This window comes from Schaalia dentiphila ATCC 17982 (genome assembly GCF_000154225.1).
Lineage (GTDB): Bacteria > Actinomycetota > Actinomycetes > Actinomycetales > Actinomycetaceae > Pauljensenia > Pauljensenia dentiphila.
This window is the reverse complement of sequence record NZ_DS264586.1, coordinates 1,906,039-1,932,076: the sequence shown is the minus strand read 5'-3', so window position 1 is coordinate 1,932,076 and position 26,038 is coordinate 1,906,039. Positions and strand designations below refer to the sequence as shown.

Below are 26,038 nucleotides of genomic sequence, written 5' to 3'. Positions count from 1 at the left end.
TGCATGACTACTTCTGTGTTGCGTGGCCGTCTGGTTCTGGAAGATACCGTCGTTGAGGATGGAATTATCGAGTTTGACGGCGTGACTATTACCCGTGTGTGTGCCGTTTCCGAGTACGAGGGTGAGGTGCCCGAAGCCAGCGATTTGACCTACCTGCCCGGCCTCGTCGATGTGCACTGCCACGGCGGCGGCGGAGAGTCCTTCCCCAACGCTGAGACCGCCGAGGCAGCTCTCGTTGCTGTCCTCGAGCATCGCCGTCACGGCACAACCTCCCTGGTCGCATCCTGCGTGACCGCCTCCGCCGAGGTGCTGCGTGCGCGCGCGAAGACCCTGGCTGAGCTGGCGAAGGCCGACGAACTCGCCGGCATCCACTTCGAGGGTCCCTTCGTTTCCCACGAACGCTGCGGCGCCCAGGACCCGACCTACATCGTCGATCCTGACGCGGACCTGACGCGCACCCTCATCGAGGACTGCCAGGGGTACGCACTGTCCATGACGCTGGCCCCCGAGAAGCCGAATGCCTACGGCCCCGGCTCGGTCGCCGAGGCCCTCATCGACGGGGGAGCGCTGCCTTCCTGGGGGCACACTGACTCCAACTCCGTGAAGGCTCGCGAGGCCCTGGCCTACTCGCGCGAGCGTTTCGCGCAGGTGGAGACCAAGCGCGGCCCGCGTGCGACGATTACCCACCTGTTCAACGGCATGCGCCCGCTGCACCACCGCGACACCGGCCCGATCGCCGAGTTCCTCTCGGACGCCGCTCGCGGCGGTGCCGTCGCCGAGCTAATCTGCGACTCCGTCCACGTCGATCCGTCCCTTGTGCGTGACGTGTACGAACTGGTCGGCCGCGAGCACGTCGTTCTCATCACCGATGCGATGGCGGCCGCCGGCATGGCCGATGGTGAATACACGCTCGGCCCCCAGGACGTCATCGTGAAGGACGGCGTCGCTCGCCTGGCTCACGGCAACTCCATCGCGGGTGGCACGGCGCACCTCATGGACTGCGTGCGCGTAGCCGTCACCAAGGGCGGGATCCCGCTCGTTGATGCCGTGTACATGGCCTCCGCTCAGGGAGCCACGATTCTGGGCGACGACACGATCGGCTCGCTGGCGGCCGGAAAGAAGGCCGACATCGTCGAGGTCGACTCTGACCTCGACGTGCGCCGCGTCTGGCGACGTGGCACTGTGGTTGCGTGAGAGGCAAACGTAGCAAGAAACGACCGTGGGGCGAGGCGCGTCCATTGCAGATGGACCGCCTCGCCTCCGTGCCGCGTATGGAACGCGGCCCTGACGGGGGCGATTATCAGGTGCGCCGCCTGCCCGGTTCGGAGAAGGAATACACCTGCCCGGCCTGCTTGCGCCCGATTCCCGCGGGCACAGCGCACGTGGTTGCGTGGCCCGAAGAAGCGCCGTTTGGCCTGCCTCAGGGAGTCGAGGCACGCCGTCACTGGCACTTGGAGTGCTGGCGGCGAGGACTGCGTCCCCTGTGACGCGCGGATGTGATGCATCACTGCCCCGCGTGCGAGTTCGGCCGCCATCGGGGTGAGCACGTAAAGTGGAGCCTGAAGAATGCCAGCAGTGTGGGTGTTGGACGTGAGGAGCAACCGTGGAAGTCTTTAAGCGATACGTGGCGGCAACGTCGATGGGCGTTGTGGCTCTCGTATGCGTGCTCGTCGGGCTGCTCGGTGTGACCGTGCTGCGGCCGCCGACGCATCAGGTCTCGTCGGTCGTGTCTTCGACCGATCTGATCATGACGCGCGGCAATGTGCTGTCGATCGTGAAGGACGATGTGACGGTCACAGCGACGTCGAAGTCGGGTGCACCCGTGACGCTGAGCATCGGCACCACGCAGGACGTCAAGGGCTGGATTGGCGATGCCGCCTACACCGAGGTCATCGGCGTGGAGTCCGACCGTACGAAGCTGAAGGCCGAATCGCACGATGCGATCGGCCCGTCTCGCGTCCCGTCGCCCACCCCGGCCCAGTCTGGCGCACAGTCGGGCGTGCAGTCCGGTGCGCAGCCCCTCGCCGAGCCGTCGTCCGCCGATCTGGTCCAGCAGCTCGCCTCCTCCGACATGTGGTTCAAGAAGGCCAGCGGTGAGGGCACCGTGAGCCTGGAGCTCGAGAACGTTCCGTCGGGCCGTTCCGCTCTCGCCGCCTCGGCCGCTGGCCCCAACGACCTCACGCTGACGCTGACCTGGAAGGTCGAGCAGACCAACACCCTCGCGATCATCGCGTTCCTTGCCGCCTGCATCTTCGCGCTGATTGCCCTCGCGCTCTTCCTCACGCGCTGGCAGCTCCTGCGTCTGCGCAAGATTCGCGAGGCCCGCATCGAAGAGCGCCGTAAGGCCGACTCCCTCGAGACCTCCTCGATCAACTCCGCCGCCGTCGCCGAGCGCATCGCCGCTGCCCGCGAGGCTGCCCCGGTCGCCGTTGTGGCATCCGAGCCGGCAAAGGCCGACGAGCCCTCCGTGGAACAGTCGGAGCAGCATGAGGCTGACGCCGACGACCAGCACGCAGACAACGCTCCCACGTGGGGCGCCGCCGCCTTCGCGTCCGGCAAGAATGAGGCCGAGGACGACGAAGCTCCTGTCGCGGAAGCTGACGAGGCGGTGGCTGAGGACAGTGCCAAGGCCGAGCCCGCCGATGAGGCCCCCGTGGAGCCCGCCGAGGCCTCGGACGACAACGCAGAGCAGGCACAGCCTACCGTTGACACCTCCGAGGAGTACGTCCCGGACCCGCTGACCGATACCTTCGAGCGTCGTGGCCGCCACGGCCTCGACAATGGTCCGATCGACCAGGATCCGCCGGAGCGCGCCACGACTGATACCGGCGTCATCGACCTGTCCGGTATTCGTGGTGGTCGCACGCTGCCGTCGCGCCGCGCGCTGCGCGAGGCCCGCAACAACGGTGAGCAGGTCGTCGTTATCGATGGCCAGGAATTCAACACGGGCCTCATCCCAGTGACGCGTCCGCGCGCTACCGAGCAGACTCCCGCGCCGACGTCGGCACCCGATGATGACGCGTCCTCGACGGGCGGCTGGACCTCGATCATGTCCGGCTGGCTGAAGGACCGCCAGGAAGGTAAGTGATGAAACGACGCACCCTCGCCGCCGCTGCGGCCGCCCTGCTCATGACCTCTGCTCTGGGAATGAGCGCATGTTCGAACGAGATCGTCGCCCAGTCGGGTGAGGAGGCACAGAGCGCCGCCAACCTCGACCTCGAGCGCATCTCCTCCGTGCTCGACGCGACCGGTAAGGCCATGACCACTGCGGATGCGTCGCTGGACGCCTCGGACCTGTCGGGACGCGTCTCGCAGGGTGCCCTTGCGTACCGCACTGCCCAGTACGCATACGCGAAGGCCTCGGGCCAGACACCGCAGGCCCTTGACTTCACGCCGGCCTCGCTGGCCATCACGAACTCCGACTCGTGGCCTCGTGCGATCTTCAACATCTCCGAGTCCTCCTCAACAGCCCTGCCCGTGGTGCAGGTCTACGTGCAGGATTCCGCGCGTTCGGACTACCAGCTGACGAACTATGCGCGCCTCCTGGGCGGCACCCAGCTGACGCTGCCCCCTGTGGGAACCGGCTCGGCCTACGTGACCGGTACCTCCGAGGGCTTCACGGTGAGCCCCGAGGCGGCGCTCGCTCAGTACATCACGATGCTGAACTCCGGCATCCAGGACACCACGCAGTTTGTCGCGGACGACTTCACGAAGACCTACCTGTCGAACGTCACTGATCTGAACTCCTCGGTGAGCGCTGCCGGTAGCGTGACCGCCGTGGCCACGGCGACGGACTACCCGATTTCCGGCCTGGTTCTCCAGGACAGTTCGGCACTGGTTGCGGCCAACTTCAAGTTCACGCTGACCTACCAGCGCACGGTCGCGGGTGCGACCATGAATCTGGGCGGTAAGACGGCGACGATGAGTGCTGACGGCACGACTGTCGAAGGCGCCGCTACTGCGGAGTACCTGGCGACGATCCTGATGCGCATTCCGTCGAAGACGGCGGGGGGAATTCCCCAGATCGTTGGTGGCGAGTACGCCATTGTGTCCGTGACGCTCGATCCTTCGTCGAGCCCGGGCTGATTTTCACCCACAGCGCACACGTCGTCCCCGCGGCTTAGAGTCGTGGGGACGACGCATATCATCGTTCTTAATAACAACTTTTTTTAACGAAGAGGACACCATGACTACGCCTGACCCTCGTCCCGCATCCGTGGCGACGCCCATGCCCGCAGACTCGCACGGAGCCGTCGACCTGTCGGCACGCGCGAGCACACCCGCTCCCGAGGAGTCCTCCGCTCCCGCAGCGGGGGAGGGCTTGCACATCCCGCTGATCACCACCACGGACGAGGAGAACTTCCAGGACGTCATGTCCACCTCCCAGGCCGTGCCGGTCATTATGATCATGTGGTCGCCGCGTTCGCTCGAGTCCAAGCCGGCACTGGCCATGCTCGAGGAGATCGCGCGCGAGCAGGCGGGAAAGTTCCAGCTGGTCGAGGTCGACATTGACAAGGCGCCCGCGATCGCTCAGGCATTCCAGATCCAAGGTGTGCCCACGGTTGTCGCCCTCGTCGGCGGGCGCCCCGTTCCGCTGTTCCAGGGCGCGGCTGCTAAGGAACAGGTGCTTCCCATCATCACGCAGGTGCTCGATGCAGCCGCCCAGATGGGCGTCACGGCGCGCATCGCCGTGGCTGCCAAGGACACCGTCGCCCCGACCCCGCCCGAGCACGAGGCGCCCCTGGCCGCCGAGGCCGCCGGGAACCTCGACGAGGCCATCGCCGGCTGGGAGAAGGTTATCGAGCTGAATCCGCGCGACGAGGACGCGAAGTCTCACCTGTCCCGCGTGCGACTGGCGGCCCGCAGCGCGCAGGCCGACGCCACCGATCCCGCCGCACACGCAGATGCGCTGTTCGCCGCGGGCGACGCCGCCGGAGCTTTTGACGTGCTGCTAGACCTGCTCGCAGCCTCCACGGATGCCGAGGAGCGCGACGCGCTGCGCCTGCGTCTCCTGGATCTATTCCGCGTTGCCGGTTCATCCCCGGAGGTCTCCACGGCGCGCACGCGCCTGGCGATGCTCCTCATGTGATACCGTCGCTCCAACGCTCAGTTGCGGAAAGGGGCCGTCATCATGGCAGCATGGATCATCGTCGTTCTCGTGTTTGTCTCCGTCGTCGTGTGGTACGGATGGCATTCCACGCACAACGAACTGACGAAGAAAATCGACCGTGAGTCTGACCCCGAAGTGAGGCGTGAACTCATCAAGCTGCAGGGGCAGATCGACCGGGGGAGGGCGGGCTTCTAAACACTCGCTCATACTGCCGCGTACCCCAGCTTGGCTCCTTGACGACGAGGCAACAGAGGAGGCCGGAGCAGGAATCCCTGCTCCGGCCTCCTTGTATCAGCCTACGGTGTCAGCGCACCTGCGAGGTGGGCACCAGCCACACCGCGCCCAGCGGCGGCACGCGCAGCGACGCGGAGACCGGGCGGCCGTTCCACGGGGTGTCCTCGGCGATAATCGTGCCGACGTTGACGACGCCCGAGCCGCCGAACTCCTCGGAGTCCGTGTTCAGGATCTCGACCCACTCGCCGCCGAAGGGCAGGCCCACGCGGTAGCCCTCGTGTGGGTTGCCGGCAAAGTTCGAGATGCACACGACGACCTCGCGGTTCCCCGCATCGTCCGATCCCTTACGCAGGTAGGAGATTAGGTTGTGGTCGCCGTCCGAGGCGTCGATCCACTCGAAGCCCGTGTAGTCGTCGTCCCACATGGCGGGGGAGGAGGCGTAGATCTTGTTGAGGCGCTCCACCAGAGCCGCGACGCCGGCGTGACCCTCCTGATCCAGGAGCCACCAGTCGAGGGAGTAGGACTCGTTCCACTCCTGCTCCTGGCCGATCTCCTGCCCCATGAAGAGGAGCTGCTTGCCCGGGTGGCTCCACTGGTAGGCATACAGCGAACGCAGGCCCGCCAGGCGCTGCCACTTGTCGCCGGGCATCTTCGAGATGAGCGAGCCCTTGCCGTGCACAACCTCGTCGTGCGAGAGCGGCAGCACGTAGTTTTCGGAGAAGGCATAGACCAGCGAGAAGGTGAGCTCGCCGTGGTGCCAGCGGCGGTTGACCGGATCCTCGCTCAGGTAGCGCAGGGTGTCGTTCATCCAGCCCATGTTCCACTTCATGCCGTAGCCGAGGCCGCCGCCCGAGGTCGGGGCAGTCACGCCGGGCCATGCCGTGGACTCCTCGGCGATCATCACGATGCCGGGGTGGCGGCGGTAGGCGGTCGCGTTCGCCTCCTGGATGAACTCGATGGCCTCCAGGTTCTCCCGCCCGCCGTACTGGTTGGGACGCCACTGACCATCCTTGCGCGAGTAGTCCAGGTACAGCATCGAGGCCACGGCGTCGACGCGCAGGCCATCGATGTGGAAGTCCTCGAGCCAGTACAGGGCGTTGGCGACCAGGAAGTTACGCACCTCGCGGCGGCCGAAGTTGAAGACGTAGGTGCCCCAGTCGGGGTGCTCGCCGCGCAGCGGGTCCGGGTCCTCGTACAGCGGGGTGCCGTCGAAGCGGGCCAGCGCGAAGTCGTCCTTGGGGAAGTGGGCGGGGACCCAGTCCAAGATGACGCCGATGCCCTCGCGGTGGAAAGCGTCCACCAGGTAGCGGAAGTCGTCCGGGGTGCCGTAGCGCGAGGAGGGCGCGTAGTAGGAGGTCACCTGGTAGCCCCACGAGCCACCGAAGGGGTGCTCGGCCAGCGGCATGAACTCCACGTGCGTAAAGCCCATCTGCTTGACGTAGGGGACCAGCTCGTCGGCCAGCTCGCGGTAGCCCAGGCCCTGACGCCAGGAGCCCGCGTGGACCTCGTAGATGGACATGGGGCCGTCGTGCACGTTGCGCTCACGGCGAGCCTGCATCCACTCCTGGTCGCTCCACTCGTGGAAGTAGTCGGTGACGACCGAGGCCGTGGCCGGGGGAATCTCGGTGGCGCGGGCCATCGGGTCGGCCTTCTCGAACCAGTTGCCACCGGGGCCCTGGATCTCGAACTTGTAGCGGGCGCCGACGCCGACCTCGGGAACGAAGATCTCCCACACGCCGGACGAACCCAGCGAACGCATGGAGGTCTGCGTGCCGTCCCAGTAGTTGAACTCGCCGACGACACGCACGGCGCGGGCGTTGGGAGCCCACACGGCGAAGGCGGTGCCGGTGGTCTCGCCCAGCTCGTCGGTGTAGGTCTTCACGTGGGCACCCAGCACCTTCCACAGGTCCTCGTGGCGGCCCTCGGAGATCAGGTAGGTGTCCATCTCGCCCAGGGTGGGCAGGTAGCGGTAGGGATCGTCGCGCACGATCGTGTCCTCGCCGTAGGTGACGGACACGCGGTAGGCGGTGATCTCCTTGCCGGGCAGGGCCGCAACCCAGATGCCGCCGCGCTCGTGCGTGGCAGCGTATGCACCGGTGGGAGTGATGATGTCGACCGCGTCGGCCAGGTGCGCGACAACTCGGATGGTGACGCCGTCGTCACCGAGGTGTGCGCCCAGCACAGAGTGGGGCGAGTAGTACGAGCCTGAGGCAACGGCGTCGAGAATGTCGTCATTGACCGGGATCGGCGTAAGTTCGAAGCTCATGGATTTTCCTTACTCCAGAAGGGTGAACCGCTCAGTTCACTGGTGATGATAAGTCTAACGGCTGACCGGCAAAATAGGGAGCCGGGTCTCATATTGGCGGGGGTTATGGAGGGGTGTCGTGCGCCCGGCGCGGTGACGTGGTTGCGCCGGGCGCACGATCCTCATGAGGCCTGTGCCCAGGGCGAAGAATGCGCGGGCTCGACCTTGAAGACGTGGCCGAGGCGCGTCACGGGGGACAGCGACACCCAGTTGGACGAGCCCCACACGTAGGAGCGTCCGTCCAGCTCGTCGACGACCGTAATGTGACCACCCGGGGTCGCCAGGCCCATCGCCTCCAGATCGAGCTCGACCGTGGCGTCCACGCCGTTGTGCGGATCCAGGGAGATCACGCAGATGACGGTGTCGGGCTTGCCGTCTGCCGTGAACCTTCCGGGCACCTGACGCGAGAACGCGATGAGGCGATCCGAGGACGTCGGGTGGATGCGGATCTGGTGGAGCTGGCGCAGCGCAGGGTGCTTGGTTCGCGCGGCGTTGAGCAGCGTGAAGAGACGCGAGATGCCGATCGGCTCGGCGTCCTCCCAGTGGCGGGGGCGGAACTCGTATTTTTCGTTGTCGTTGGGTTCCTGGTAGGTGCCACGGGGCTCGTTCTCGACGAATTCGTAGCCGGAGTAGATGCCCCACGTGGGCGCCCCCAGGGCTGCGAGCATCGCACGGATCGCGAAGATGGCCGTGCCACCGTCCCACATCTGCGGGGTGAGGATGTCGTGCGTCGTGGGCCAGAAGGTCGGGCGTATGAGGTGTGCCGTCTCTTCGGAGACCTCGCGCAGGTACTCCTCGATCTCCTCCTTCTCGGTCCTCCACGCGAAGTACGTGTAGGACTGGTCGAAGCCGATCGCGCCGAGGGTACGCATCATGGCGGGGCGCGTGAAGGCCTCGGCCAGGAAGAGTGTGCCCGGGTACTGAGCCTTGATGTCGGCCAGCAGGCGCTCCCAGAAGGGGATGGGCTTCGTGTGCGGGTTGTCGACGCGGAAGATCGTCACGCCGTGGTTGATCCACAGCTCGATGATGTCGCGCACGGCCTGGTAGATGCCCTCCGGGTCGTTGTCGAAGTTCAGGGGGTAGATGTCCTGGTACTTCTTCGGTGGGTTTTCCGCATACGCGATGGTGCCGTCGGCGCGGGTTGTGAACCACTCGGGGTGCTCCTTGACCCACGGGTGGTCGGGGGAGCACTGGAGGGCCAGGTCGAGAGCGACCTCCAGGCCGAGGCCTCGGGCGCGCTCAACGAAGCGGTCGAAGTCGGCGAAGTCGCCGAGCTCGGGATGGATGGCGTCGTGGCCACCCTCGGGGGAGCCGATGCCGTAGGGCGAACCCGGATCGCTGGGAGCGGCCTCCAGGGAGTTGTTCTTGCCCTTGCGGTGCGTCGTGCCGATCGGGTGGATCGGGGTCAGGTAGACGACGTCGAAGCCCATGCCGGCGATGCGCGGCAGGTCCTTGGCGGCGCCCGCGAGAGTGCCGGAGACCCACGTGCCGTCGGGGCGCTGGAAGGCGCCTGCGGAGCGTGGGAAGATCTCGTACCATGCGCCCGCCAGGGCCTTCGTGCGGGCTACGTCAAGCGGGTAGACGCGGGAGGAATCCAGCAGGTCACGCAGCGGGTGGTCGCGGAAGATCAGGCGCACGCGCGAGGAGATGCCCGCGGAGAGGCGCTGCTGGGCGGAATGGCTGGTGTCGCGCAGGCGGCGCGCCGCGTCGGTCAGGACGTCAATGTCCGAGGCCGGGGGGCGCTTCTGGGAGGGGTTGCCGTAGGCGGTGCCTTCGGCCGCGCGCTCCATGAGGAGGGCGCCCTCCTCGAGCATGAGCTCGACGTCGACGCCGGCGCCGACCTTCACGGTCGCGTCGTGGCGCCACGTCGCGTAGGGATCCGACCAGGAGTCCACGCGGAAGGACCATGCGCCGGGGGTGTCGGCGGCCACCCAGGCCTCGTACCGGTCGAGGCCGGGGGCGATGTCCACCATGCGCGTGCGGGAGTATTCACCCCCGTCCGGGCGCAGCAGGACAGCCTCGGCGGCGAATGCGTCGTGTCCTTCGCGGAACACGGTCGCACGAATGGGGAAAGGCTCGCCTTCGGTCGCCTTGGCGGGAAGCGTGCCGTCTTCGATGACGGGGAACACTTCAATGATCGGGATACGGGGCAACAGTTTCTCGCTCACGAGACCCACAGTAGCCTATGGATGCGCGCGCGTGAAAGTGAGGCCCATGCCTCGGCGCTCAGGTCGATACCCATATGTTCTGTCAAGATCTCAACTGTCGGCCTAAAGGGCGGAATTTCAACAGAAAAGACGGAGGATAGCCCCTGTGTGTCCAGGAACTACCCTCCGTTGAGAAGATCGACGCTCAGCTGCCGCTGTTCTGCAGCCCCGCCATGACCGCACCACCAAAGAGGAGGAACGCCAGGATCGTCGCAACGACACCGATGATCTGCCAGATGAACATGGCGCGCGCGAAGTTGCGCTTCGCAGGCGAGCCGCCCGAACCGAAGGCGAGCACGAGCATGTAGATGAAGCCGACCAGCGGGATGCCGGCGACGAAGAGCGTGAGCATCCACGAGCCGACGGAGTCGTCGGGGTGCTCGGGGAACTGGTTGTATGCCATGAGTATCTCCAGGAAGGTGTGGGATCAGTAGACCATCTGCATGGCGGTGCGCACCTCGGACAGGGTTTGGTCGGCCTGTTCGTTGGCGCGCTCGTTGCCTGCGTGCAGGACGGACAGCAGGTAGTCCTCGTTCGCGATGAGCTCGGCGCGGCGCTCGCGTAGGGGAGCGAGCATCTCGTTGAGGGACTCGGTGACGAGGGACTTGAGCATGCCGGCGCCCGCATCGCCGATATGGTCCGCGATCGCCTCGGGAGCCTCGCCTGTGGCCAGGGAGGCCAGCATCAGGAGGTTGGAGACCTCGGGACGGCCCTCGGGATCGAAGGTGATGCGGCGCTCTGCGTCGGTCTTTGCCTTCTTGAGGATCTTCGCGGTCTCGTCCGCGGTCATACGAAGCTCGATCGTGTTGCCGCGCGACTTCGACATCTTCTGGCCGTCCGTGCCCAGCAGCAGCGGGACCTCGGACAGGAGGGCCTCAGGCCGAGGGAAGACGGGGCGCTCGGGGGTGGCGCGGCCGTAGCGTTTGTCGAAGCGCTGGGCGATCAGGCGAGCCTGCTCCAGGTGGGGGAGCTGGTCCTGGCCCACGGGTACGATATTCGCCTTGCAGAAGAGGATGTCGGCGGCCTGGTGGACCGGGTAGGTCAGCATAAGGCCCGTCATCGCGCGGCCCTCGGTGGCCTCCAGCTCGGCCTTCACGGTCGGGTTGCGGTGCAGCTCCGACTCGGTGACCAGGGAGAGGAAGGGCAGCATCAGCTGGTTGAGTGCCGGAACCGCCGAGTGGTTAAAGATCGTGGAGCGCTCAGCGTCAATGCCCGCGGCCAGGTAATCGGCGACGAGGCCGAGGACGCGCTCACGGATTGGACCCACGCCGTCGCGGTCGGTGATCACCTGGTAGTCGGCGACCAGAACCCAGGTCTCAACGCCGCGGTTCTGCAGGAGCACGCGGTTACGCAGCGTGCCGAAGTAGTGGCCCAGGTGCAGATGGCCGGTCGGGCGGTCACCCGTGAGGATGCGGAAACGCGAGGGGTCCTGGTCAATCGCCAGGTCGATCTCGGCGCTGCGGGCCTTCGAGCGGGCCAGCGAGGCATCAGAGGTTGCGGTTTCCAGGGCATCTTCACTGCGAGTCATGCGTGAATCCTATCCAATGTGTGAGTGACGGGGGAATGGAAGAATGGTCAGCTCTCGGGCCGGAACGCCACGTCGGAGAGCAGGATGGTGACGGAGAGAGGCTCGATCGTCAGCGTCGAACGCGGGGTCACGTGCTCGACCTCGAGAGAAAGCTCAGCCGGGTTGAGCGTGGAGCCGACGCCGCCCTCGGCAGGAGTGGCCCACACGGTCGAGTAGGCGACGAGCCAGTCCAGGTCATGGCCCTCGGGCAGGGTGACCTCGGCGCTGTCCAGGTTCGCGTTGATGATGATGAGCGCGTCGCGGTCGCCCCATGTCACGCCCGAGCGCAGCATTTGGAACGTGCGGTGGCGCCAGTCCGTCCAGCCGTAGTCCGGCATGGGCGTGCCCTGGGCGGTGTACCACGACAGATCGGCGATCGTGTCACCGTTATGGGGGGTGCCCGTGGCGAAGCGGTCGGGACGCAGAACCGGGTGGGCCTTGCGCAGGGCGATCAGCCAGGAGACGGCGTCGATCTGCGCGTGCTGGCTCTCGGCCAGGTCCCAGTCGACCCATGAGATCGGGTCGTCCTGGCAGTAGGCGTTGTTGTTGCCGTACTGGGTGCGGCCGAACTCGTCGCCGCCTGTCAGCATCGGTGTACCCGAAGAGACGAACATGGTGGCCAGGATGTTGCGCTGGGAACGGGAACGCAGGTCGGCGATCGTCATGTCGGAGAGGATCGCATAGGGGGTGTCGGCGCTCGGGTGTGTGCCGTTCGAAGCAAGCGTGCCCTCCACGCCATGGTTCCACGAGCGGTTGTCGTCCGATCCGTCTCGGTTGTTCTCCAGGTTCGCCGTGTTGTGCTTGCGGTCGTAGGCGGTCAGGTCCGCGAGCGTGAAGCCGTCGTGGGCGGTCACAAAGTTGATCGAGGCGCGGGGGCCGCGCAGACGACCCAGGCCGTGCTCGAAGACGTCCTGGGAACCGGACAGGCGGGTCGCCAGATCGTTCGGGCCGGAGACGACATGGCCCGAGGCCTGGGCGCGCACGTCCGCCAGCCAGAAGTTACGCAGGGCGCCGCGGTAGTGGTCGTTCCACTCGGAGAAGGGCACCGGGAAGTTACCCGTCTGCCAGCCGCCCGGGCCGACGTCCCACGGCTCGGCGATCAGCTTCGAGTGGGCCAGGACGTCGTCCGTCGCCATCGCGATGAGGAGCGGGTGCATGGGGCTGAAGCCCGTCGAGAAACGGCCGAGCGTGGCCGCCAGGTCGAAGCGGAAACCATCCACGCCCATCTCGCGGACCCAGTAGCGCAGCGAATCCAGCACCATCTGAATGGTCTTCGGATGGTCCACGTTGATGGTGTTGCCCGTGCCCGTCACGTCGATCGTCTGGACTGGACGCGAGGAGGTATGACGGTAGTACATGTCGGAGTCGAGGCCGCGCCAGGACAGGGATGGACCGGCGTCGCCGCCCTCACACGTGTGGTTGTAGACAACGTCGAGGATGACCTCGATGCCCGCCTGGTGCAGGAGCGAGACCATGCCGCGGAACTCGTCGACGACCGCCTGGGCGCCGCGCTCGCGCGAGGCTTCGGTGGCGTAGGAGGGCTCGGGGGCGAAGAAGGAGAGGGTGGAGTAGCCCCAGTAGTTCGTCAGGCCTCGTTCTGTGAGGAAAGGCTCGTCGCACTTCGCGTGGATGGGCAGCAGCTCGACGGCGGTGATGCCCAGGTCCTTCAGGTAGGACACGGAGGCCGGGTGAGCCAGGCCCGCGTAGGTGCCGCGCAGCTCCGCGGGTATGCCGGGCATGTTCTTCGTGAAGCCCTTGACGTGGATCTCGTAGATGACGGTGGTCTCCCACGGAACGTGAGGCTGCGGAGCGATCGGGAAGGAGGGCTCCACGACGACCGAGCGCGGCATGTACGGAGCGGAGTCAATGGGGGAGCGGCGCAGCGGGTATTCGGAGGGGTAGAGGTCCTCGTCTACACAGTGCGCGTAGACCGCAGGCTTCATGTCCACCACGCCGTCGAGGCCTCGGCCGTAGGGGTCGAGGAGAAGCTTGTGCGAGTTATAGAACTGGCCACCGTCCGGATCCCAGGTGCCGTGCACGCGGAAACCGTAGCGGGTCCCCGCACCGTATCCGGGGATGTGACCGTGCCAGATGCCGGTCTTCGGGCCGAGCAGAGCGAAGCGGATCTCAGCCCCGGCCTCGTCGAAGATGCACATGTCCACGCCGGAGGCGGCCCTGGCGACCACGGCGACATCGAGACCGTCGCCCGACGGGAAAACCCCCAGACGGGTGGGAACGGGATTAGGTTTGGTGACGCGCACGGTGGGGACGCTGGACGAGCCGGAACGCTCGGACATATAACAGTGCCTCTTTCTTACAGTTTATTGGCTGCATCGTAGCCTGATAGATGCAGCCATCATCCATCATACGTGACCGTCAATTAAGCGGTCGGATTAGGGGGTGGGCTGAGGGTATGAGCAGCGGCACGCATCGGTGAGGGAACCCTCATATATATGGGCGTGCTGCGCAGAATGTGGCACGCTAGAAGTCATGAGAATTGTCGTGTGTGTGAAGCATGTCCCCGACATGCAGTCCGAACGCCGTTTTGAGGGCGGCCGCCTGGTGCGCGGTGAGGACGATGTACTCAACGAACTGGACGAGAACGCCATCGAGGCTGCCGTCCAGCTGAAGGAATCCGAAGAGGATGCGGGTCGCGAGGCCGAGGTCGTCGCGCTGACGATGGGCCCTGAGGACGCCGAGGATTCCCTGATGCGCGCCCTGCAGATGGGCGCCGACCGTGCCTACATCGTCTCCGACGAGTTCCTTGAGGGCTCCGACGTCATCACGACCGCCTCCGTTCTGTCCGTCGCGATAGCAAAGATCGCCGAAGAGTGCGGCCCCGTCGACCTGGTGATCACCGGCATGGCCTCGCTGGACGCGATGACCTCCATGCTGCCCGCCGCCCTGGCTGCCAAGGCCCACATGCCGCTGCTGGGCATGGCCCGCTCCCTGAGCGTCGAGGATAGCGCCGTCACCATCGAGCGCGCCGTCGACGGCTACACCGAGACCGTGCGCGCCGCGCTGCCCGCCGTCGTCTCCGTGACCGACCAGATCAACGAGCCGCGTTACCCGGCCTTCGCAGCCATGAAGGCCGCCCGCAAGAAGCCGCTGGATCAGTGGGGCATCGACGACCTCGTCGAGGTTCCCGGCGGCGAGGCCCTCGTCATGCGCCGTGCGCTGACCGCCGTCACCCACAGCGAGGAGAAGACCCGCGACGGCTCGGGCACGATCATTCAGGACGCCGGTGAGGGCGGGCGCGCTCTGGCCGACTACATCCTTTCGGTGGTGAAGTGACATGACGCAGCAGATGAGTTCCCCGATCCTCGTTCTGGCCGACCAGGCGGGCGATCACCTGACGCCCCTGGCACGCCAGGCGGTTACGCTGGCCGCGTCCCTGACCTCCGCCGACGTCGTCGCCCTGTCCCTGGCTGCCAGTCCCGATGTGGCCGCCCTGTCGGAGCTGGGCGCGACCCAACTGCTGCATGCCGACCTGGGTGACGCTGTGCGTTCCTCGGTCGTGGCCTCCGACGCGCTTGTTTCCGCGCTGGCGACCGGCAGCTTTGGCCTGGTGCTCCTGTGCTCGGACTACCGCGGTCGCGAGATCGCCGGTCGCGTCGGCGCTCTCACCGAGGCCGGCGTGGTCTCCGGTGCGTCCTCCGTCGGCTTCGACGGCGGCGTCCTCCAGATCGGCAAGACCGCCCTGGGAGGCTCCTGGTCGATGCGGATCGTCATTGAGGGACAGACCCCGATCGTCGGCATCGCCTCCGGCGTCATCGACGAGGCCCCGGTTGCCTCTCCCGTCGCCCTGACCCCGCAGGCCCTCGCCGTCGAGCTGAGCCCCGAGGCCAGCGCAATCCAGGTCGTCTCCTCAGTGCCCGACGAGGAGGAAGGCGTGTCCCTGACCGACGCCTCCACCGTCGTGTGCGGTGGCCGCGGCGTGGACGGCGACTTCGAGCTGGTTCGCTCCGTCGCTCAGGCGCTCGGCGGCGCCGTGGGTGCGACCCGCGTCGCCTGCGACGAGGGCTGGGCCCCGCGATCCGAGCAGATCGGCCAGACCGGCCTGACCGTCACCCCGAATCTCTACATCGGCCTGGGCGTCTCCGGCGCGATCCACCACACGGTGGGTATGCAGTCCTCGGCCCACATCGTCGCCGTGTGTGACGACCCGGACGCCCCGATCTTCGAGATCGCGGACTTCGGCGTCGTCGGCGACGTCACCGAGGTCGTGCCCGCGGCCCTGGCCGCCATTGAGGAGGCGCGCTCCCAGGCGTGAGCGTCTACCTCGACCACGCTGCCACCACGCCGCTGCGCGAGTGCGCCCTCGAGGCGTGGACCCGCGCCCAGCGTGACCTAGCTGCAACCCCCGGCAATCCCGCCGCCCTCCACTTCGGAGGGCGGCGGGCCCGTCGCATGCTCGACGACGCGCGCGAGCAGGTCGCAGCGGCCCTCGGCGCAGACATCCACGAGGTTATCTTCACCTCTGGAGCCACCGAATCGGACGCCCTCGGTGTGATGGCCGCGGCCCGAGGTATGCACGGGCGCGACGACGCGCGCGACCTGATCGTCGTCTCGGGCCTCGAGCATGACGCGGTCGCCCATCAGCGCGAGGTCGCCTCTCGTGAGGGCTTCTCCTGGGAGGTCCTGCCCGTGGATGCGGGCGGCGTGTCCATCCTGCCCCGTGTTTCCGGCGACGATGCACCCGCCTCGTGGGACGGTCGCCTTGCGCTCGGATCCATGACCCTCGTGTCTTCCGAAATCGGTACGATTCAGCCGGTTGCAGACTTCGCTGAGCTCGTGCAGGCCAGCGGAGGCCTCGTACATTCCGACGCAGCCCAAGCCATTCCAACCCTGGACGTGTCTTTTGCCGAGCTCGGCCTGGACCTCATGAGCGTCGGCGGCCACAAGGTCGGCGCCCCCGCCGGCATCGGCGTTCTCCTCGCCCGACGAGGCATCCCCATGACGACCGACCGACCCGGCGGCGGCCACGAGCGCTCGATCCGCTCGGGCACGCCCGACGTCGCGGGTGCCTGCGCTCTCGGTGCCGCCCTCGCCGAGGTCGTCGCAGAGCGCGCCGCTTTCGCCTCCCGTGCGGCCGCCCTGCGCGCGCACCTGCTGTCCCACCTGCCGGAGGGAACGTATTCGACGGTGGGGGAGACTGCCTCGTCGAGCGCCATCATCCACCTATCCCTGCCCACCGCCCGCCCTGAGGCCGTCCTCATGGCCTTCGACATGGACGGAATCGCCGTGTCCGCCGGGTCTGCCTGCCACGCGGGGGTCACGCGCCCCTCCGAGATCGTCATGGCGATGGGACGCAGCGAGGAGCAGGCGCTCGGCGTCCTGCGCGTCTCACTCGGCCACGAGACGACCCGCGACGATATCGACGCCTTCCTGGCCGCGCTGCCCGTGGCCATCCGCGCGGGGGCCGCCCTGGACGGCGTCGCCCACGTGCGCAACGAACGAAACGAGGAACCCTAGATGAGAGTTCTGGCAGCACTGTCCGGCGGTGTGGACTCCGCCGTCGCCGCCGCGAAGGCCGTGGAGGCCGGGCACGATGTTGTCGGCGTCCACATGGCCCTATCCTCCCAACCCCAGGAGTGCCGCATCGGCTCGCGCGGCTGCTGCTCGATCGAGGACGCCGGCGACGCGGCGCGCGCCGCCGAAATTATCGGCATCCCGTTCTACGTGTGGGATCTCGCCCAGGAATTTGAGCAGACCGTCATCACCGACTTCGTCGCCCAGTACAAGGCTGGGCGCACCCCCAACCCCTGCGTGCGCTGCAACGAGTTCGTGAAGTTCCGCGAGCTGGCCACCCGCGCCCGCGCGCTCGGATTCGATGCGGTGTGCACTGGCCACTACGCGGCCATCGTCGATGGTGCGGCTGGACCCGAGCTGCACCGCGGTGCCGACAACCTCAAGGACCAGTCCTACGTGCTGGCCGTCATGGGGCCCGAGGAGCTTCACCGCGTCGTCCTGCCCCTGGGGGATGCCCCCAACAAAGCGTGGGTGCGCTCCGAGGCCGAGCGCCTCGGCCTGGGCGTGTCCAACAAGCCCGACTCCTACGACATCTGCTTCATTCCCGACGGTGACACGCAGGGCTTCCTGCGCGCTCACCTGGGCGCGGCCGAGGGTGAGATCGTCAGCCCCGACGGCGAGGTGTTGGGCCGCCACGAGGGCTACTGGAACTACACAGTCGGCCAGCGCAAGGGCCTCGGTATCGGCGCGCCCGCACCCGACGGGCGCCCCCGCTACGTCCTCGAGACGAGGCCGGAGACCAACCAAGTCGTCGTGGGAGCCTCCGAGCTCCTGTCCATCTCCCGCATTACGGCCACGGACGCCGTCTGGCTCGCCTCTGACGACGACGGCTCCGACGCCACCGACCTTTTCGTGCAGCTGCGCGCGCACGGCACCCCCGTGCCCGTCGCGTCGCTGACGCGCGACCTGGACGCTGGAACCATCAGCGTCGTCCTCGCGAGCAGCGCGCGTGGCGTCGCGCGCGGCCAGTCGATGGTCGTGTATCGCGGTACCCGTGTTCTCGGCGAGGGAACAATCGACGCAACCGGGCGCTGAGGGCCTCGGGTTTGCTTGTTGTCGGCGGGCGTGGGCGAGGGCATGCGGACGGTCTCGCGCACATCCGTTACACTGGGGTGCGCGCGCGAGTGGCGGAATTGGCAGACGCGCTGGATTTAGGTTCCAGTGTCTTTGACGTGTGGGTTCGAGTCCCATCTCGCGCACGGTTGCCGATACCCGGTCGCCTCCGGGCGGCGGTGGTCGATAGACTGAGGTCATGACCGCTTTGGAAATTGGCTGCAAGGCCCCCGACTTTACCGCTGAGACCACGCAGGGCACCCTGTCTCTGTCCGACTTGCTCGCTTCTTCGAAGCGTGGTGTCATCATCTACTTCTACCCGAAGGCCTCCACCCCCGGCTGCACGAAGCAGGCATGTGATTTTCGTGATTCCCTGGCGTCGCTTCAGGGTGCCGGCTACTCCGTCATCGGTGTTTCCGCCGACTCGATGGCCGCCCTCGAGCGCTTCACCGAGAAGCAGTCGCTTACCTTCCCGCTGGCCTCCGACCCGGATCACGAGATTCTCGAGGCGTACGGCGCGTGGGGTGAAAAGAAGAACTACGGCCGCACCTACGTGGGCATCATCCGCTCGACCGTGGTTGTGAACCCTGACGGCACGGTCGCCCTGGCCCAATACAACGTGAAGGCAACCGGTCACGTGGCTCGATTGCGGAAGACTCTCGGTATCGACTAATGCCCTTGCTTTTTCGGTAACTAGCGAGTATGGTAGTTGAGAAATAAACGGCTTGTTACTGATGGAGGGTTCATGGGGGGCGCTACGCCTGATGCGTATCGGATCGGCACGGGACAGGTGGCGCGGGACTATCCGGCCGACGCTGTGCCTGTTCGCCTGCGCAAACAGCCGAGCCTGCCTACGGTTGCCCGCGCCCCCGAGTCATCTCTCGTCGAACAGGTTGTGAGCGCCGAGGACGCAGTGGTTCGGGGAAAGGCCCCGGGTTCACCTCGCCCGTCGAGGAAATCTCGACCGTCGGAGGATGCTGCCGCGGTGGCGCAGCAGGCCGCGGTCGCGCGCGACGTGGTTTCCTCGCAGGCTGGGCGCGTCGCTCAGCCTTCCACTCCCGTTCGCGAATATGCGCATCGGGACGAGGCGGCGGCGACCTACGGGGCAGATCCATGCCCCGGCGTTCCCGTCCACCGCAACTGGCATCGCACGACTATGCGTGTTGTGGGTGCGCTCGAACAACGAGATGGCGGGCAGTGTCGTGCGCTTGCCGAGGCTGTGTCGCCGTCGGAGCAGGGGGGCGTTCAAAGCTCTCGTGTCGGAGGTGCCTCTCGGCGCCAGGCCGAGGCTCGTCGTGCCAGCGAGATTGAGTCGCGCCTGGATCGCCGGGAGCGTCCCGCTCGCCGCGGGCAGCGCCACGGTGGCCTCCTAATGTTCCTCCTCGGATTCATCTCGGCGCTCCTGATTGTTGCGGCGTTTGTTGCCGGCTTGTATGTGTCGCGCGTGTCTGGCATGTCTTCGCGAGGTGCCGTTAGCTCTGGTGCTTGCGCGTTTGTTGAGTCTGTGGATATTCGTGCAGGCTATTGCTAAGAATTAGGTCGTCGTCTGCCTTTTTGATGTCTGCTTGGGCATCTGCGTGTCTTGGGGTGTAGACCTGTTGGGGCTGGGTAGAAGCCGTTGTAGTACTAGCTTGGATTTTGTCTGGTCGTTGTGTGGCTCACTCCGACGAAATGGGCATCATGCTTCGTTTTGATGTGTTGGTGATGGGTGAGGGGGTGTTCGCGTAGGAGAGTGGGTGTGGATCTATTCCATTGCTTTCTGGGTAATCTACGGTTATGATTGTCGAATAATCGATAGCTTCCCGCCAATGGAGGATTCATGGGAGCACACATGCCAGATGCGTATCGGTACGGTGGTGGTCAGCCTGCGAGGGCGTATCCGCAGCCGGGAGGCGGTAGTGCTCCTTCAGTGCCGACTGAACGTGCTGCCCGGTATCGTAGGGCAGATGAGGATCACGGTTTTTCGCCGGCGCAGTCAAGTCCTTTTGCTCCTCGCGAGCAGCAGGTGACGCCCGAACGGGAGTATGCGCATTACGATGAGTCTTCCGTTGGTTTGTCTCTCGACTCATCTCGCTATGGCGGGGACAGGCGACGTGACGAAGGCTCGGATAGAGACCGTGTTGGTGCTCTGTCCGATCCGGCCCCTGTGCGGCCTGCTTCGCGTCTAGTAGCTGTCGAGCAGATGTACGTGCCCGCTGAGGAAGTTGAGGAAGCTCGGCGTCGCGACGCCATGGCGTATCGACATGATCGGCTGGACATTCCGGCGGAGTATCGCGAGCCTCGACGCAAGAAACGGCGCTGGAAGCTGGGGCTTGGAATGTTCATTCTCGGCTTCTTCTCTGGGATTATTGCCACCATCGTGTCGGTTGTTGGTTTGGCCATGCTGGTTGGAGGCCAGAATCAAGCGTTTGCTCAGGCCGTCACTGCTTGTAAGGCAGCTCCGCATGCCACAGTTGCCTCCGATGGATCTAGCTTGGAGATGAATACCTTCGGTAAGAAGCAGTCCGGGATGAGTGTGGTCACCCTCGGCTGTGTTCTTCAGGAGTTGGATGCACCCGAGTCGCTTATGCAACGCATGGATACGACGCGGGCAATTGATGGCACTCGGGAGGAGACATGGGGTTCCTATCGAGCAACGTGGACGTATCACCCTGATCAAGGGCTTCATGTTGTTATCAGTCGCGAGTAGGACTCCTCCCTATTCATTGGGGTCATCATCTGAGACTTGCTTCGAAGCATTGCCTAGGATCGCTGGTAAAATGAGCGGGTATTTCAATGCGTGAAGGAGTATCTCGTGTCCGATTCGCAGCCCGCCGCTCCTGCGGTACCCGTCGCCCCCGTCGGGGAAGATGTTGCACTGGCGATCCGAGGCCTCGTCAAGATTTATGGCAACCTCGTCGCCGTCGCCGACCTGTCCCTCGATATTCCCACCGGATCCTTCTACGGGATCGTCGGTCCTAACGGCGCCGGTAAGACAACGACGCTGACCATGGCTACAGGCCTGCTCACCCCCGACCGTGGCACCGCCTACGTGCACGGCGTCGATGTGTGGGCGCGAACCCAGGAGGCGCGCGCTCTCCTCGGCGTCATGCCCGACGGGATGCGCCTCCTCGACCGCCTATCCGGCCCTGACTTCCTCGTCCACGTGGGCATGCTCCACGGCCTGGACGCGTCCGTCGCCCGTGAGCGTGCTCACGAACTCCTCGCGGCCCTCGACCTGGCCGAGGCCGGGAAGAAGCTGATCAGCGACTACTCTGCGGGCATGACGAAGAAGGTTGCCCTGGCCGCCGCCCTCATCCACTCGCCGCGAGTCTTGGTCCTCGACGAACCGTTCGAGGCCGTGGACCCCGTTTCCGCGACGAACATCCGCCAGATCCTCACCGACTATACGCGTCGCGGCGGCACCGTCATTCTCTCCTCGCACGTGATGGCAACCGTCCAACAGCTGTGCACGCACGTGGCCATCATCGACAAGGGACGCGTGCTCGTCTCCGGAACCACCGACGAGGTCGCTCAGGGCGGCGACCTGGGGGAGCGCTTCACCTCCCTGGTTGGCGGCGTCCACTCCGAGGAAGGCCTGTCGTGGTTGGGCAACTGATTCGCCTCAAGCTCCGCATCATCTGGAACACGGTTCGCAAGCAGACGGTCGTCCTCGTTCTCGCGGTTCTCGGCGTCCTCTACTTCGGCGGAATCTACGGCTCGGTGCTCCTGGGCACCGCTTTCTTCGCTCGCTCCGACGAGGCCTACCTGGCCACACCGGTGATGCCGATCGTCGGGCCCTTCATCTTCCTGCTGTGGTTGGTCCTCCCGATCATCTTCGCCTCGATGGACAACTCTCTCGATCCCGTGCGCCTGTCGCCCTACGTGGGACCCAGCAAACGCCTCGGGGCGGGGCTGGCCGCCTCGACTGCGGTCGGTCCCGGCGGGCTCCTGTCCGCGATGATCCTCTTCCTACCCGTCTGGTTCGCGCTGTGGCGTGCCCAGTGGCTTGAGGCGCTCGGCTGGTTTATCGCTGGTGTCGTGACGCTGCCTCTCGCGGTGCTGTGGGCGCGCGCGGTCGGGACCTGGTTCGCGGTACGCCTGGACAGCTCGGGTAAGAAGGATGCCGTCACGGCCCTGGGCGCCGTCGTCTTCATGATGGTGGTGACCCCCTTGGGTTACTGGATGTCTTTGCTGGCCCGGAACTTTTCCGTTGAGGCCTTCAAGGCGGGCTTGAACGTCGCACTGTGGACTCCCTTCGGCGCTCCCTTCGGTGTGGTTGCTTCGCTGCTCGAGGGCGCGTGGGTGGCCGCGGCGATCCGCGCTCTCATCACGGTCGTGACCGCTGTCGTCGGTTGGCGGGCCTGGCTCGCCGTCCTGCGCCCCGTCATGAGCGGCTACGCCGGTGAGATCAGCGCCGACGCGCAGCGCGCCATCGACGAGGGACGCCACCTCATCGACGAATCCCTCGAAGATGAAGCGCGCAGTCGCCGCTCCGAGCAGTCGAGAGCCGCCGGCCTGCGCAGCGTCGACCTGTTCACGCGCCTCGGCCTCGGTGTGCGCAGCGCCTCCCTGGCGGCGCGCACGCTGCGCTACTGGATCGTCGATACGCGCCTGAATATGAACATGGCGCTCGCGTTGCTGTTCCCGGTTGTCGCGATCTTCATGGGACGGATGGTTACTGAGGGGCAGCCATTCGCCTTCTCGGCGGGCATCTTCCTCTACCTGGTGCCCATCACGACGGGCCTGACGACCGGCGCGCTCATGCAATACGACTCGACGGGCGCCTGGATCGTGGTCTCGTCGGGTATGAGCGGTCGCGAGGAACGTCGCGGACGCCTCGTGGGTTCGCTCATCGTGTTAGTTCCCCAGGTCATCGGTTACCTCATTTACGATGCCGTCACCGGTGCGAATGCCTCCAGTTTCGTGTTCCACCAGGTGATGGGCGTCGTCCTCTTCGCTGGTGCCGCTGCGACGACCCTCGTCGTGAACGCGCGCTGGGTCTACCCGGTGCAGCCTCCGGGCACGTCCCCGCTGGCGACGAAGGGTACCGGTTCCTTCCTGATGACGATGCTGCTGCAGCTCGTGGGCTTCGCGGGGACCGCGGTTCTGCAGATCCCGTCCTACGTGCTGCTCGTGCTGGCGTCTTTCGGCTTCGTTCCCAACTGGGTCGCCTACGTCGTGGCCCTCGCGTGGTCGGTGCTCGTCCTTGAGGCAGCCGTTCGGATTGGCGGGCGCGTATGGGACCGCTACTCGGTCGCCGCGCTCACGTCGATCCGCAGCTGGCCGGGACACTGATCTCGTCTGCACTGCACGCACGAGGCCGGGGTTACCCACGGGGTGCCCCGGCCTCGCTGTGTATGGGTGGCGTCTGAGAGGCTGAGGATCGCATAGAAGGTGTCGTCCGGGTGCTCCGCGTGGTTGACCGGTGGACTATGCGGATAGCTTATTGGTATGCGGATAGGTTAGTAACCTATCCGCATACGTGTTACCTATCCGTACGTGCGTAACCTATCCGCACACGTGTGTATGTACGTTCTCACGCTAATCCGCGAATCCGTGCGTTACCCCTCTAAGTTGCACGTAAACTCTCTAATTCGAGCGTTGGCGGCCCCGCCCAGATACGGAATAGCGGGTTAACGTGTGGAAGCGGGTTGCCGTGCGTGTCATCGGGTTAAGAGTTCCATTAAAGTTCCGAGGACTGCTTCTTCCGCTGCCACAGTGATGTCTTGTACGAGTGTTAATGCGCCCCCTCGGTGGTCATCTGAGCACAGCTATGCACACGTAAACCCCTGAATGTGCGTACGAACCTCTTGATACGCACGCAAACCTCTAGATGCGCACGTGGGCGGCGTTGCCCACTCGCAGGTTATGAGGCCCACGGGTAAATCTTCGGGCTTACGTGCGTATCGTCGGGTCCACGTGCGCTTCCAAAGGCCCGCACATGGGTATTGAGCTTTCGTGACGAGCGGTGTGGCATGTCATGGCGCGAGAAAGATCACCCTGCAAGCAAGAAAACGGCGATTTTTGGGTGTTTTGCCGGTGCTGGGCGTATTTTGTCGCGGGTGCGGGATGAGCAAGGGTGCGCTGGGCGAGTTTTGTATCGCATGTGGCATCGATGCCTGGCTAAGCGATGGAAAATAGTGTGACAAGTCGCTCGATTGGAGGCCTCGCGGCGGCCGGAGATCTGGCGGGGCTGTGGGCAGTGTTGACTATAGGAACGACAAGTTTGCGGACGTAGGGCTGTCGGCCGCGCGGACGGTGAGCTGTCGGGCAGGCCTGGCGGCGGCCGGAAATCTGGTGGGCTACGGCCAACACCGAAAATACAAACGGGGGCACGGATATGAAAAACCGGCGACCCGAAGGGCGCCGGTTGTCTGTGCGTCATGGGGGACTTGAACCCTCAACCCGCTGATTAAGAGTCAGCTGCTCTGCCAATTGAGCTAATGACGCGGGGGACTTTCACCAGCAGGAGCCGGGAAAGCTGTGCGTCATGGGGGACTTGAACCCTCAACCCGCTGATTAAGAGTCAGCTGCTCTGCCAATTGAGCTAATGACGCGGGGGTTTTGCAACCGAGAGATAAATATACAGGCGCGCCACGCCCTGCGCAAGTCAATGAGGGGTGTCGTGGCCTATGTCGCACACTCGGCGGGCGCGAGTGACAAGGGCACCTACAATGGGGCCTCAGATGAAAGGGGAACGCCATGTCGGACGCGTCGAGCAACTACTCCGCGGTCGTGGAGGACATTCTCAAGCTTGTGTGGAGCGCCGAGGAAGCCGGCCGTGACGGCGTCAAGCCCAAGGATGTCTCCGAACACATGGGCGTTGTCCCTTCGACGGCAACGGAGAACATTCAACGCCTGGCCCGCCAGGGCCTCGTCACGCACGAGCGGTACGGTCGCGTGCGACTGACCCCACAGGGGCGTGCGATCGCCCTGGGTATGGTGCGCCGCCACCGTCTGCTCGAAACCTACCTGCACGAAGCGCTCGGCTTCTCATGGGATGAGGTGCACGAGGAGGCCGAGATTCTCGAACATGCGGTCTCCGATCGGCTTCTCGACCGTCTTGACCGAGTCCTCGGCTACCCGAGCCGTGACCCGCACGGTGATCTGATCCCGCGAGCCGACGGCTCCAGCGACGATGTCTCGGGTAGTCCCCTCGATGCGCTCGACGGCACCGCCGGGGGAATCGTCGTCCGGCTGCCCGATCGCGACCCCGAAGCGTTGCGCGCGTGGAAGGAAGCTGGCCTCGTGCCCGGCGCTCGTGTGGCCGTTGTCGCGTCTGATGCTGGGGGAGTGACCGTTCTGCTTGAGGATGGGCAGATGCTCCTCCTTGACCCCGCCCAGGCCTCGGGCATCGTCGTCCGGGACTGAGCCACACCGGCACGCCCCCGCTTCCCATTGACAAGGTCCGGAAACGATCCAGCCCACCTGACCGAGTCGGCCGGGCGTGCTGGGAACGCCCGTCCGCGGACGCGCTCGAGGGGAGCGCAGTCCTCAGGCGAGGGCCGATGATCCCATTGACGGGGGCACGTGGCGGCCGTGGCCGGCGGACAGGAGCGCCTCGCGGAGGGCGGTGATCGCGCTATCGAGTTCCTCGTCGCTGGCGGGGGCCGCCTTGGACAGGAGGATGTCGGTCTCGTCGCGCAGGGGGATGACGTGCAGGTGGGTGTGGGGCACCTCGAATCCCGCGATCGCCAGGCCGGCGCGCGGCACGCCGAACGCGGCCTTCTGCGCCAGTCCGATCGTGCGAGCCACAGTCATGAGGTGGGCGGCGACGTCCGAGGGAGCGTCCGTCCACGCGTCGTACGCGGTGCGCGGAACCACCAGGACGTGGCCCGGCGAGGTCGGCTCGATCGTCGCGAAGGCGACGCACACGTCATCGGCCCACACGAAGCGGCCGGGCCAGACACCCGTGATGATGTTGTCGAAGATAGTGCTCATGCGACTATTGTCACCTATTCGCGCTCACTTCGGTAGGTGGGCGCGTCCGGCGGGGCGGGCAGGCGTGAACTACCCTGGTGGGGAGTATTGTTACGCGACCCATCGTT

General features: G+C 65.8%; 21 protein-coding genes and 3 tRNA genes. 16 read left to right on the top strand and 8 right to left on the bottom strand.

The features are described 5' to 3' along the window. The first annotated feature begins 3 nt into the window (after nucleotides 1-3). The 6 genes from ACTODO_RS08240 to ACTODO_RS08220 all read left to right on the top strand — a co-directional run bounded on the left by ACTODO_RS08240 (nucleotide 4) and on the right by ACTODO_RS08220 (nucleotide 5,305). Complete coding sequence (locus ACTODO_RS08240; protein WP_003792921.1) at nucleotides 4-1,194, top strand: N-acetylglucosamine-6-phosphate deacetylase; 1,191 nt, start codon at nucleotides 4-6, stop codon at nucleotides 1,192-1,194. Nucleotides 1,195-1,244: 50 nt separating this feature from the next. Then, nucleotides 1,245-1,487 (top strand): Rv1322 family protein, encoded by a 243-nt coding sequence (locus tag ACTODO_RS10645; protein WP_081445783.1) that lies wholly within the window; start codon nucleotides 1,245-1,247, stop codon nucleotides 1,485-1,487. A 152-nt stretch (nucleotides 1,488-1,639) separates the two neighbouring features. After that, on the top strand, nucleotides 1,640-3,088 hold the full coding sequence (locus tag ACTODO_RS08235; protein WP_003792918.1) for an ICP22 family protein: 1,449 nt from the start codon (nucleotides 1,640-1,642) through the stop codon (nucleotides 3,086-3,088). Next, the gene (locus ACTODO_RS08230) at nucleotides 3,088-4,086 is read left to right on the top strand and encodes a hypothetical protein (RefSeq protein ID WP_003792917.1); all 999 of its coding nucleotides are present in this window, start codon (nucleotides 3,088-3,090) and stop codon (nucleotides 4,084-4,086) included. Before ACTODO_RS08235 ends, ACTODO_RS08230 begins: the two co-directional genes overlap by 1 nt. A gap of 100 nt (nucleotides 4,087-4,186) precedes the next feature. Beyond that, the gene (locus tag ACTODO_RS08225; protein ID WP_244262543.1) at nucleotides 4,187-5,089 is read left to right on the top strand and encodes a tetratricopeptide repeat protein; all 903 of its coding nucleotides are present in this window, start codon (nucleotides 4,187-4,189) and stop codon (nucleotides 5,087-5,089) included. Between the two features lie 42 nt (nucleotides 5,090-5,131). After that, complete coding sequence (locus ACTODO_RS08220) at nucleotides 5,132-5,305, top strand: hypothetical protein (protein ID WP_003792915.1); 174 nt, start codon at nucleotides 5,132-5,134, stop codon at nucleotides 5,303-5,305. 109 nt (nucleotides 5,306-5,414) lie between these two features. On the opposite strand, the gene glgB is transcribed toward ACTODO_RS08220, so the two are convergent. The 5 genes from glgB to glgX form a co-directional block, all read right to left on the bottom strand. After that, entirely contained in the window at nucleotides 5,415-7,610 is a 2,196-nt protein-coding gene (glgB, locus tag ACTODO_RS08215; RefSeq protein ID WP_003792914.1) for a 1,4-alpha-glucan branching protein GlgB, read from the bottom strand. A 161-nt stretch (nucleotides 7,611-7,771) separates the two neighbouring features. Next, a complete protein-coding gene (locus tag ACTODO_RS08210) occupies nucleotides 7,772-9,817 on the bottom strand; it encodes a maltotransferase domain-containing protein (protein ID WP_003792913.1) in 2,046 nt (681 codons plus the stop codon). Between the two features lie 184 nt (nucleotides 9,818-10,001). Continuing rightward, nucleotides 10,002-10,259 (bottom strand): hypothetical protein, encoded by a 258-nt coding sequence (locus ACTODO_RS08205; protein ID WP_003792912.1) that lies wholly within the window; start codon nucleotides 10,257-10,259, stop codon nucleotides 10,002-10,004. Between the two features lie 24 nt (nucleotides 10,260-10,283). Continuing rightward, nucleotides 10,284-11,384, bottom strand: coding sequence for a tryptophan--tRNA ligase (trpS, locus tag ACTODO_RS08200; RefSeq protein ID WP_003792910.1), 1,101 nt, complete (start codon nucleotides 11,382-11,384; stop codon nucleotides 10,284-10,286). A gap of 47 nt (nucleotides 11,385-11,431) precedes the next feature. Then, complete coding sequence (glgX, locus tag ACTODO_RS08195) at nucleotides 11,432-13,720, bottom strand: glycogen debranching protein GlgX (RefSeq protein ID WP_003792909.1); 2,289 nt, start codon at nucleotides 13,718-13,720, stop codon at nucleotides 11,432-11,434. A gap of 193 nt (nucleotides 13,721-13,913) precedes the next feature. Here glgX and ACTODO_RS08190 point away from each other — a divergent pair, with 193 nt between their 5' ends. The 9 genes from ACTODO_RS08190 (at nucleotide 13,914) to ACTODO_RS08140 (ending at nucleotide 23,285) form a co-directional block, all read left to right on the top strand. Continuing rightward, nucleotides 13,914-14,717 carry an electron transfer flavoprotein subunit beta/FixA family protein gene (locus ACTODO_RS08190; protein WP_003792908.1) on the top strand — a complete coding sequence of 268 codons (804 nt, stop codon included), beginning with the start codon at nucleotides 13,914-13,916 and terminating at the stop codon, nucleotides 14,715-14,717. A gap of 1 nt (nucleotide 14,718) precedes the next feature. Next, on the top strand, nucleotides 14,719-15,696 hold the full coding sequence (locus ACTODO_RS08185) for an electron transfer flavoprotein subunit alpha/FixB family protein (RefSeq protein ID WP_003792907.1): 978 nt from the start codon (nucleotides 14,719-14,721) through the stop codon (nucleotides 15,694-15,696). Next, entirely contained in the window at nucleotides 15,693-16,898 is a 1,206-nt protein-coding gene (locus ACTODO_RS08180) for a cysteine desulfurase family protein (protein WP_003792906.1), read from the top strand. The genes ACTODO_RS08185 and ACTODO_RS08180 overlap by 4 nt, the downstream gene beginning before the upstream one ends. Further along, nucleotides 16,899-17,990: a tRNA 2-thiouridine(34) synthase MnmA gene (gene mnmA / locus ACTODO_RS08175; RefSeq protein WP_003792905.1), complete on the top strand. Its 1,092-nt coding sequence runs from the start codon at nucleotides 16,899-16,901 to the stop codon at nucleotides 17,988-17,990. It abuts the gene before it with no gap. A gap of 83 nt (nucleotides 17,991-18,073) precedes the next feature. Continuing rightward, a tRNA-Leu gene (locus ACTODO_RS08170) sits at nucleotides 18,074-18,154 on the top strand. Between the two features lie 53 nt (nucleotides 18,155-18,207). Further along, entirely contained in the window at nucleotides 18,208-18,681 is a 474-nt protein-coding gene (locus tag ACTODO_RS08165) for a peroxiredoxin (RefSeq protein ID WP_003792904.1), read from the top strand. A 1,146-nt stretch (nucleotides 18,682-19,827) separates the two neighbouring features. Further along, a complete protein-coding gene (locus tag ACTODO_RS10940; protein ID WP_131332796.1) occupies nucleotides 19,828-20,697 on the top strand; it encodes a hypothetical protein in 870 nt (289 codons plus the stop codon). A 105-nt stretch (nucleotides 20,698-20,802) separates the two neighbouring features. After that, nucleotides 20,803-21,606 (top strand): ABC transporter ATP-binding protein, encoded by an 804-nt coding sequence (locus ACTODO_RS08145; RefSeq protein ID WP_050749186.1) that lies wholly within the window; start codon nucleotides 20,803-20,805, stop codon nucleotides 21,604-21,606. Beyond that, nucleotides 21,591-23,285: a hypothetical protein gene (locus ACTODO_RS08140; protein ID WP_003792899.1), complete on the top strand. Its 1,695-nt coding sequence runs from the start codon at nucleotides 21,591-21,593 to the stop codon at nucleotides 23,283-23,285. Before ACTODO_RS08145 ends, ACTODO_RS08140 begins: the two co-directional genes overlap by 16 nt. Before the next feature lie 1,082 nt (nucleotides 23,286-24,367). Here the strand turns inward: ACTODO_RS08140 and ACTODO_RS08135 are convergent. Then, nucleotides 24,368-24,440 (bottom strand) — tRNA-Lys (locus ACTODO_RS08135). A 34-nt stretch (nucleotides 24,441-24,474) separates the two neighbouring features. After that, nucleotides 24,475-24,547 (bottom strand) — tRNA-Lys (locus tag ACTODO_RS08130). 145 nt (nucleotides 24,548-24,692) lie between these two features. Here ACTODO_RS08130 and ACTODO_RS08125 point away from each other — a divergent pair. After that, complete coding sequence (locus tag ACTODO_RS08125) at nucleotides 24,693-25,361, top strand: metal-dependent transcriptional regulator (protein ID WP_003792898.1); 669 nt, start codon at nucleotides 24,693-24,695, stop codon at nucleotides 25,359-25,361. Nucleotides 25,362-25,484: 123 nt separating this feature from the next. Here the strand turns inward: ACTODO_RS08125 and ACTODO_RS08120 are convergent, their stop codons facing one another. Then, complete coding sequence (locus ACTODO_RS08120; protein WP_003792897.1) at nucleotides 25,485-25,931, bottom strand: HIT family protein; 447 nt, start codon at nucleotides 25,929-25,931, stop codon at nucleotides 25,485-25,487. Nucleotides 25,932-26,038 lie beyond the last annotated feature (107 nt).

Bases quoted from the DNA above. Each gene is read 5' to 3' on its own strand.
- mnmA (WP_003792905.1), top strand. From the start codon at position 16,899: ATGAGAGTTCTGGCAGCACTGTCCGGCGGTGTGGACTCCGCCGTCGCC.
- ACTODO_RS08190 (WP_003792908.1), top strand. From the start codon at position 13,914: ATGAGAATTGTCGTGTGTGTGAAGCATGTCCCCGACATGCAGTCCGAA.
- ACTODO_RS08240 (WP_003792921.1), top strand. From the start codon at position 4: ATGACTACTTCTGTGTTGCGTGGCCGTCTGGTTCTGGAAGATACCGTC.
- ACTODO_RS08165 (WP_003792904.1), top strand. From the start codon at position 18,208: ATGACCGCTTTGGAAATTGGCTGCAAGGCCCCCGACTTTACCGCTGAG.
- ACTODO_RS08230 (WP_003792917.1), top strand. From the start codon at position 3,088: ATGAAACGACGCACCCTCGCCGCCGCTGCGGCCGCCCTGCTCATGACC.
- ACTODO_RS08120 (WP_003792897.1), bottom strand. From the start codon at position 25,931: ATGAGCACTATCTTCGACAACATCATCACGGGTGTCTGGCCCGGCCGC.
- ACTODO_RS08125 (WP_003792898.1), top strand. From the start codon at position 24,693: ATGTCGGACGCGTCGAGCAACTACTCCGCGGTCGTGGAGGACATTCTC.
- ACTODO_RS08220 (WP_003792915.1), top strand. From the start codon at position 5,132: ATGGCAGCATGGATCATCGTCGTTCTCGTGTTTGTCTCCGTCGTCGTG.
- ACTODO_RS08205 (WP_003792912.1), bottom strand. From the start codon at position 10,259: ATGGCATACAACCAGTTCCCCGAGCACCCCGACGACTCCGTCGGCTCG.
- ACTODO_RS08235 (WP_003792918.1), top strand. From the start codon at position 1,640: ATGGGCGTTGTGGCTCTCGTATGCGTGCTCGTCGGGCTGCTCGGTGTG.
- ACTODO_RS10645 (WP_081445783.1), top strand. From the start codon at position 1,245: ATGGACCGCCTCGCCTCCGTGCCGCGTATGGAACGCGGCCCTGACGGG.
- glgX (WP_003792909.1), bottom strand. From the start codon at position 13,720: ATGTCCGAGCGTTCCGGCTCGTCCAGCGTCCCCACCGTGCGCGTCACC.
- trpS (WP_003792910.1), bottom strand. From the start codon at position 11,384: ATGACTCGCAGTGAAGATGCCCTGGAAACCGCAACCTCTGATGCCTCG.
- ACTODO_RS08185 (WP_003792907.1), top strand. From the start codon at position 14,719: ATGACGCAGCAGATGAGTTCCCCGATCCTCGTTCTGGCCGACCAGGCG.
- glgB (WP_003792914.1), bottom strand. From the start codon at position 7,610: ATGAGCTTCGAACTTACGCCGATCCCGGTCAATGACGACATTCTCGAC.
- ACTODO_RS08225 (WP_244262543.1), top strand. From the start codon at position 4,187: ATGACTACGCCTGACCCTCGTCCCGCATCCGTGGCGACGCCCATGCCC.
- ACTODO_RS10940 (WP_131332796.1), top strand. From the start codon at position 19,828: ATGGGAGCACACATGCCAGATGCGTATCGGTACGGTGGTGGTCAGCCT.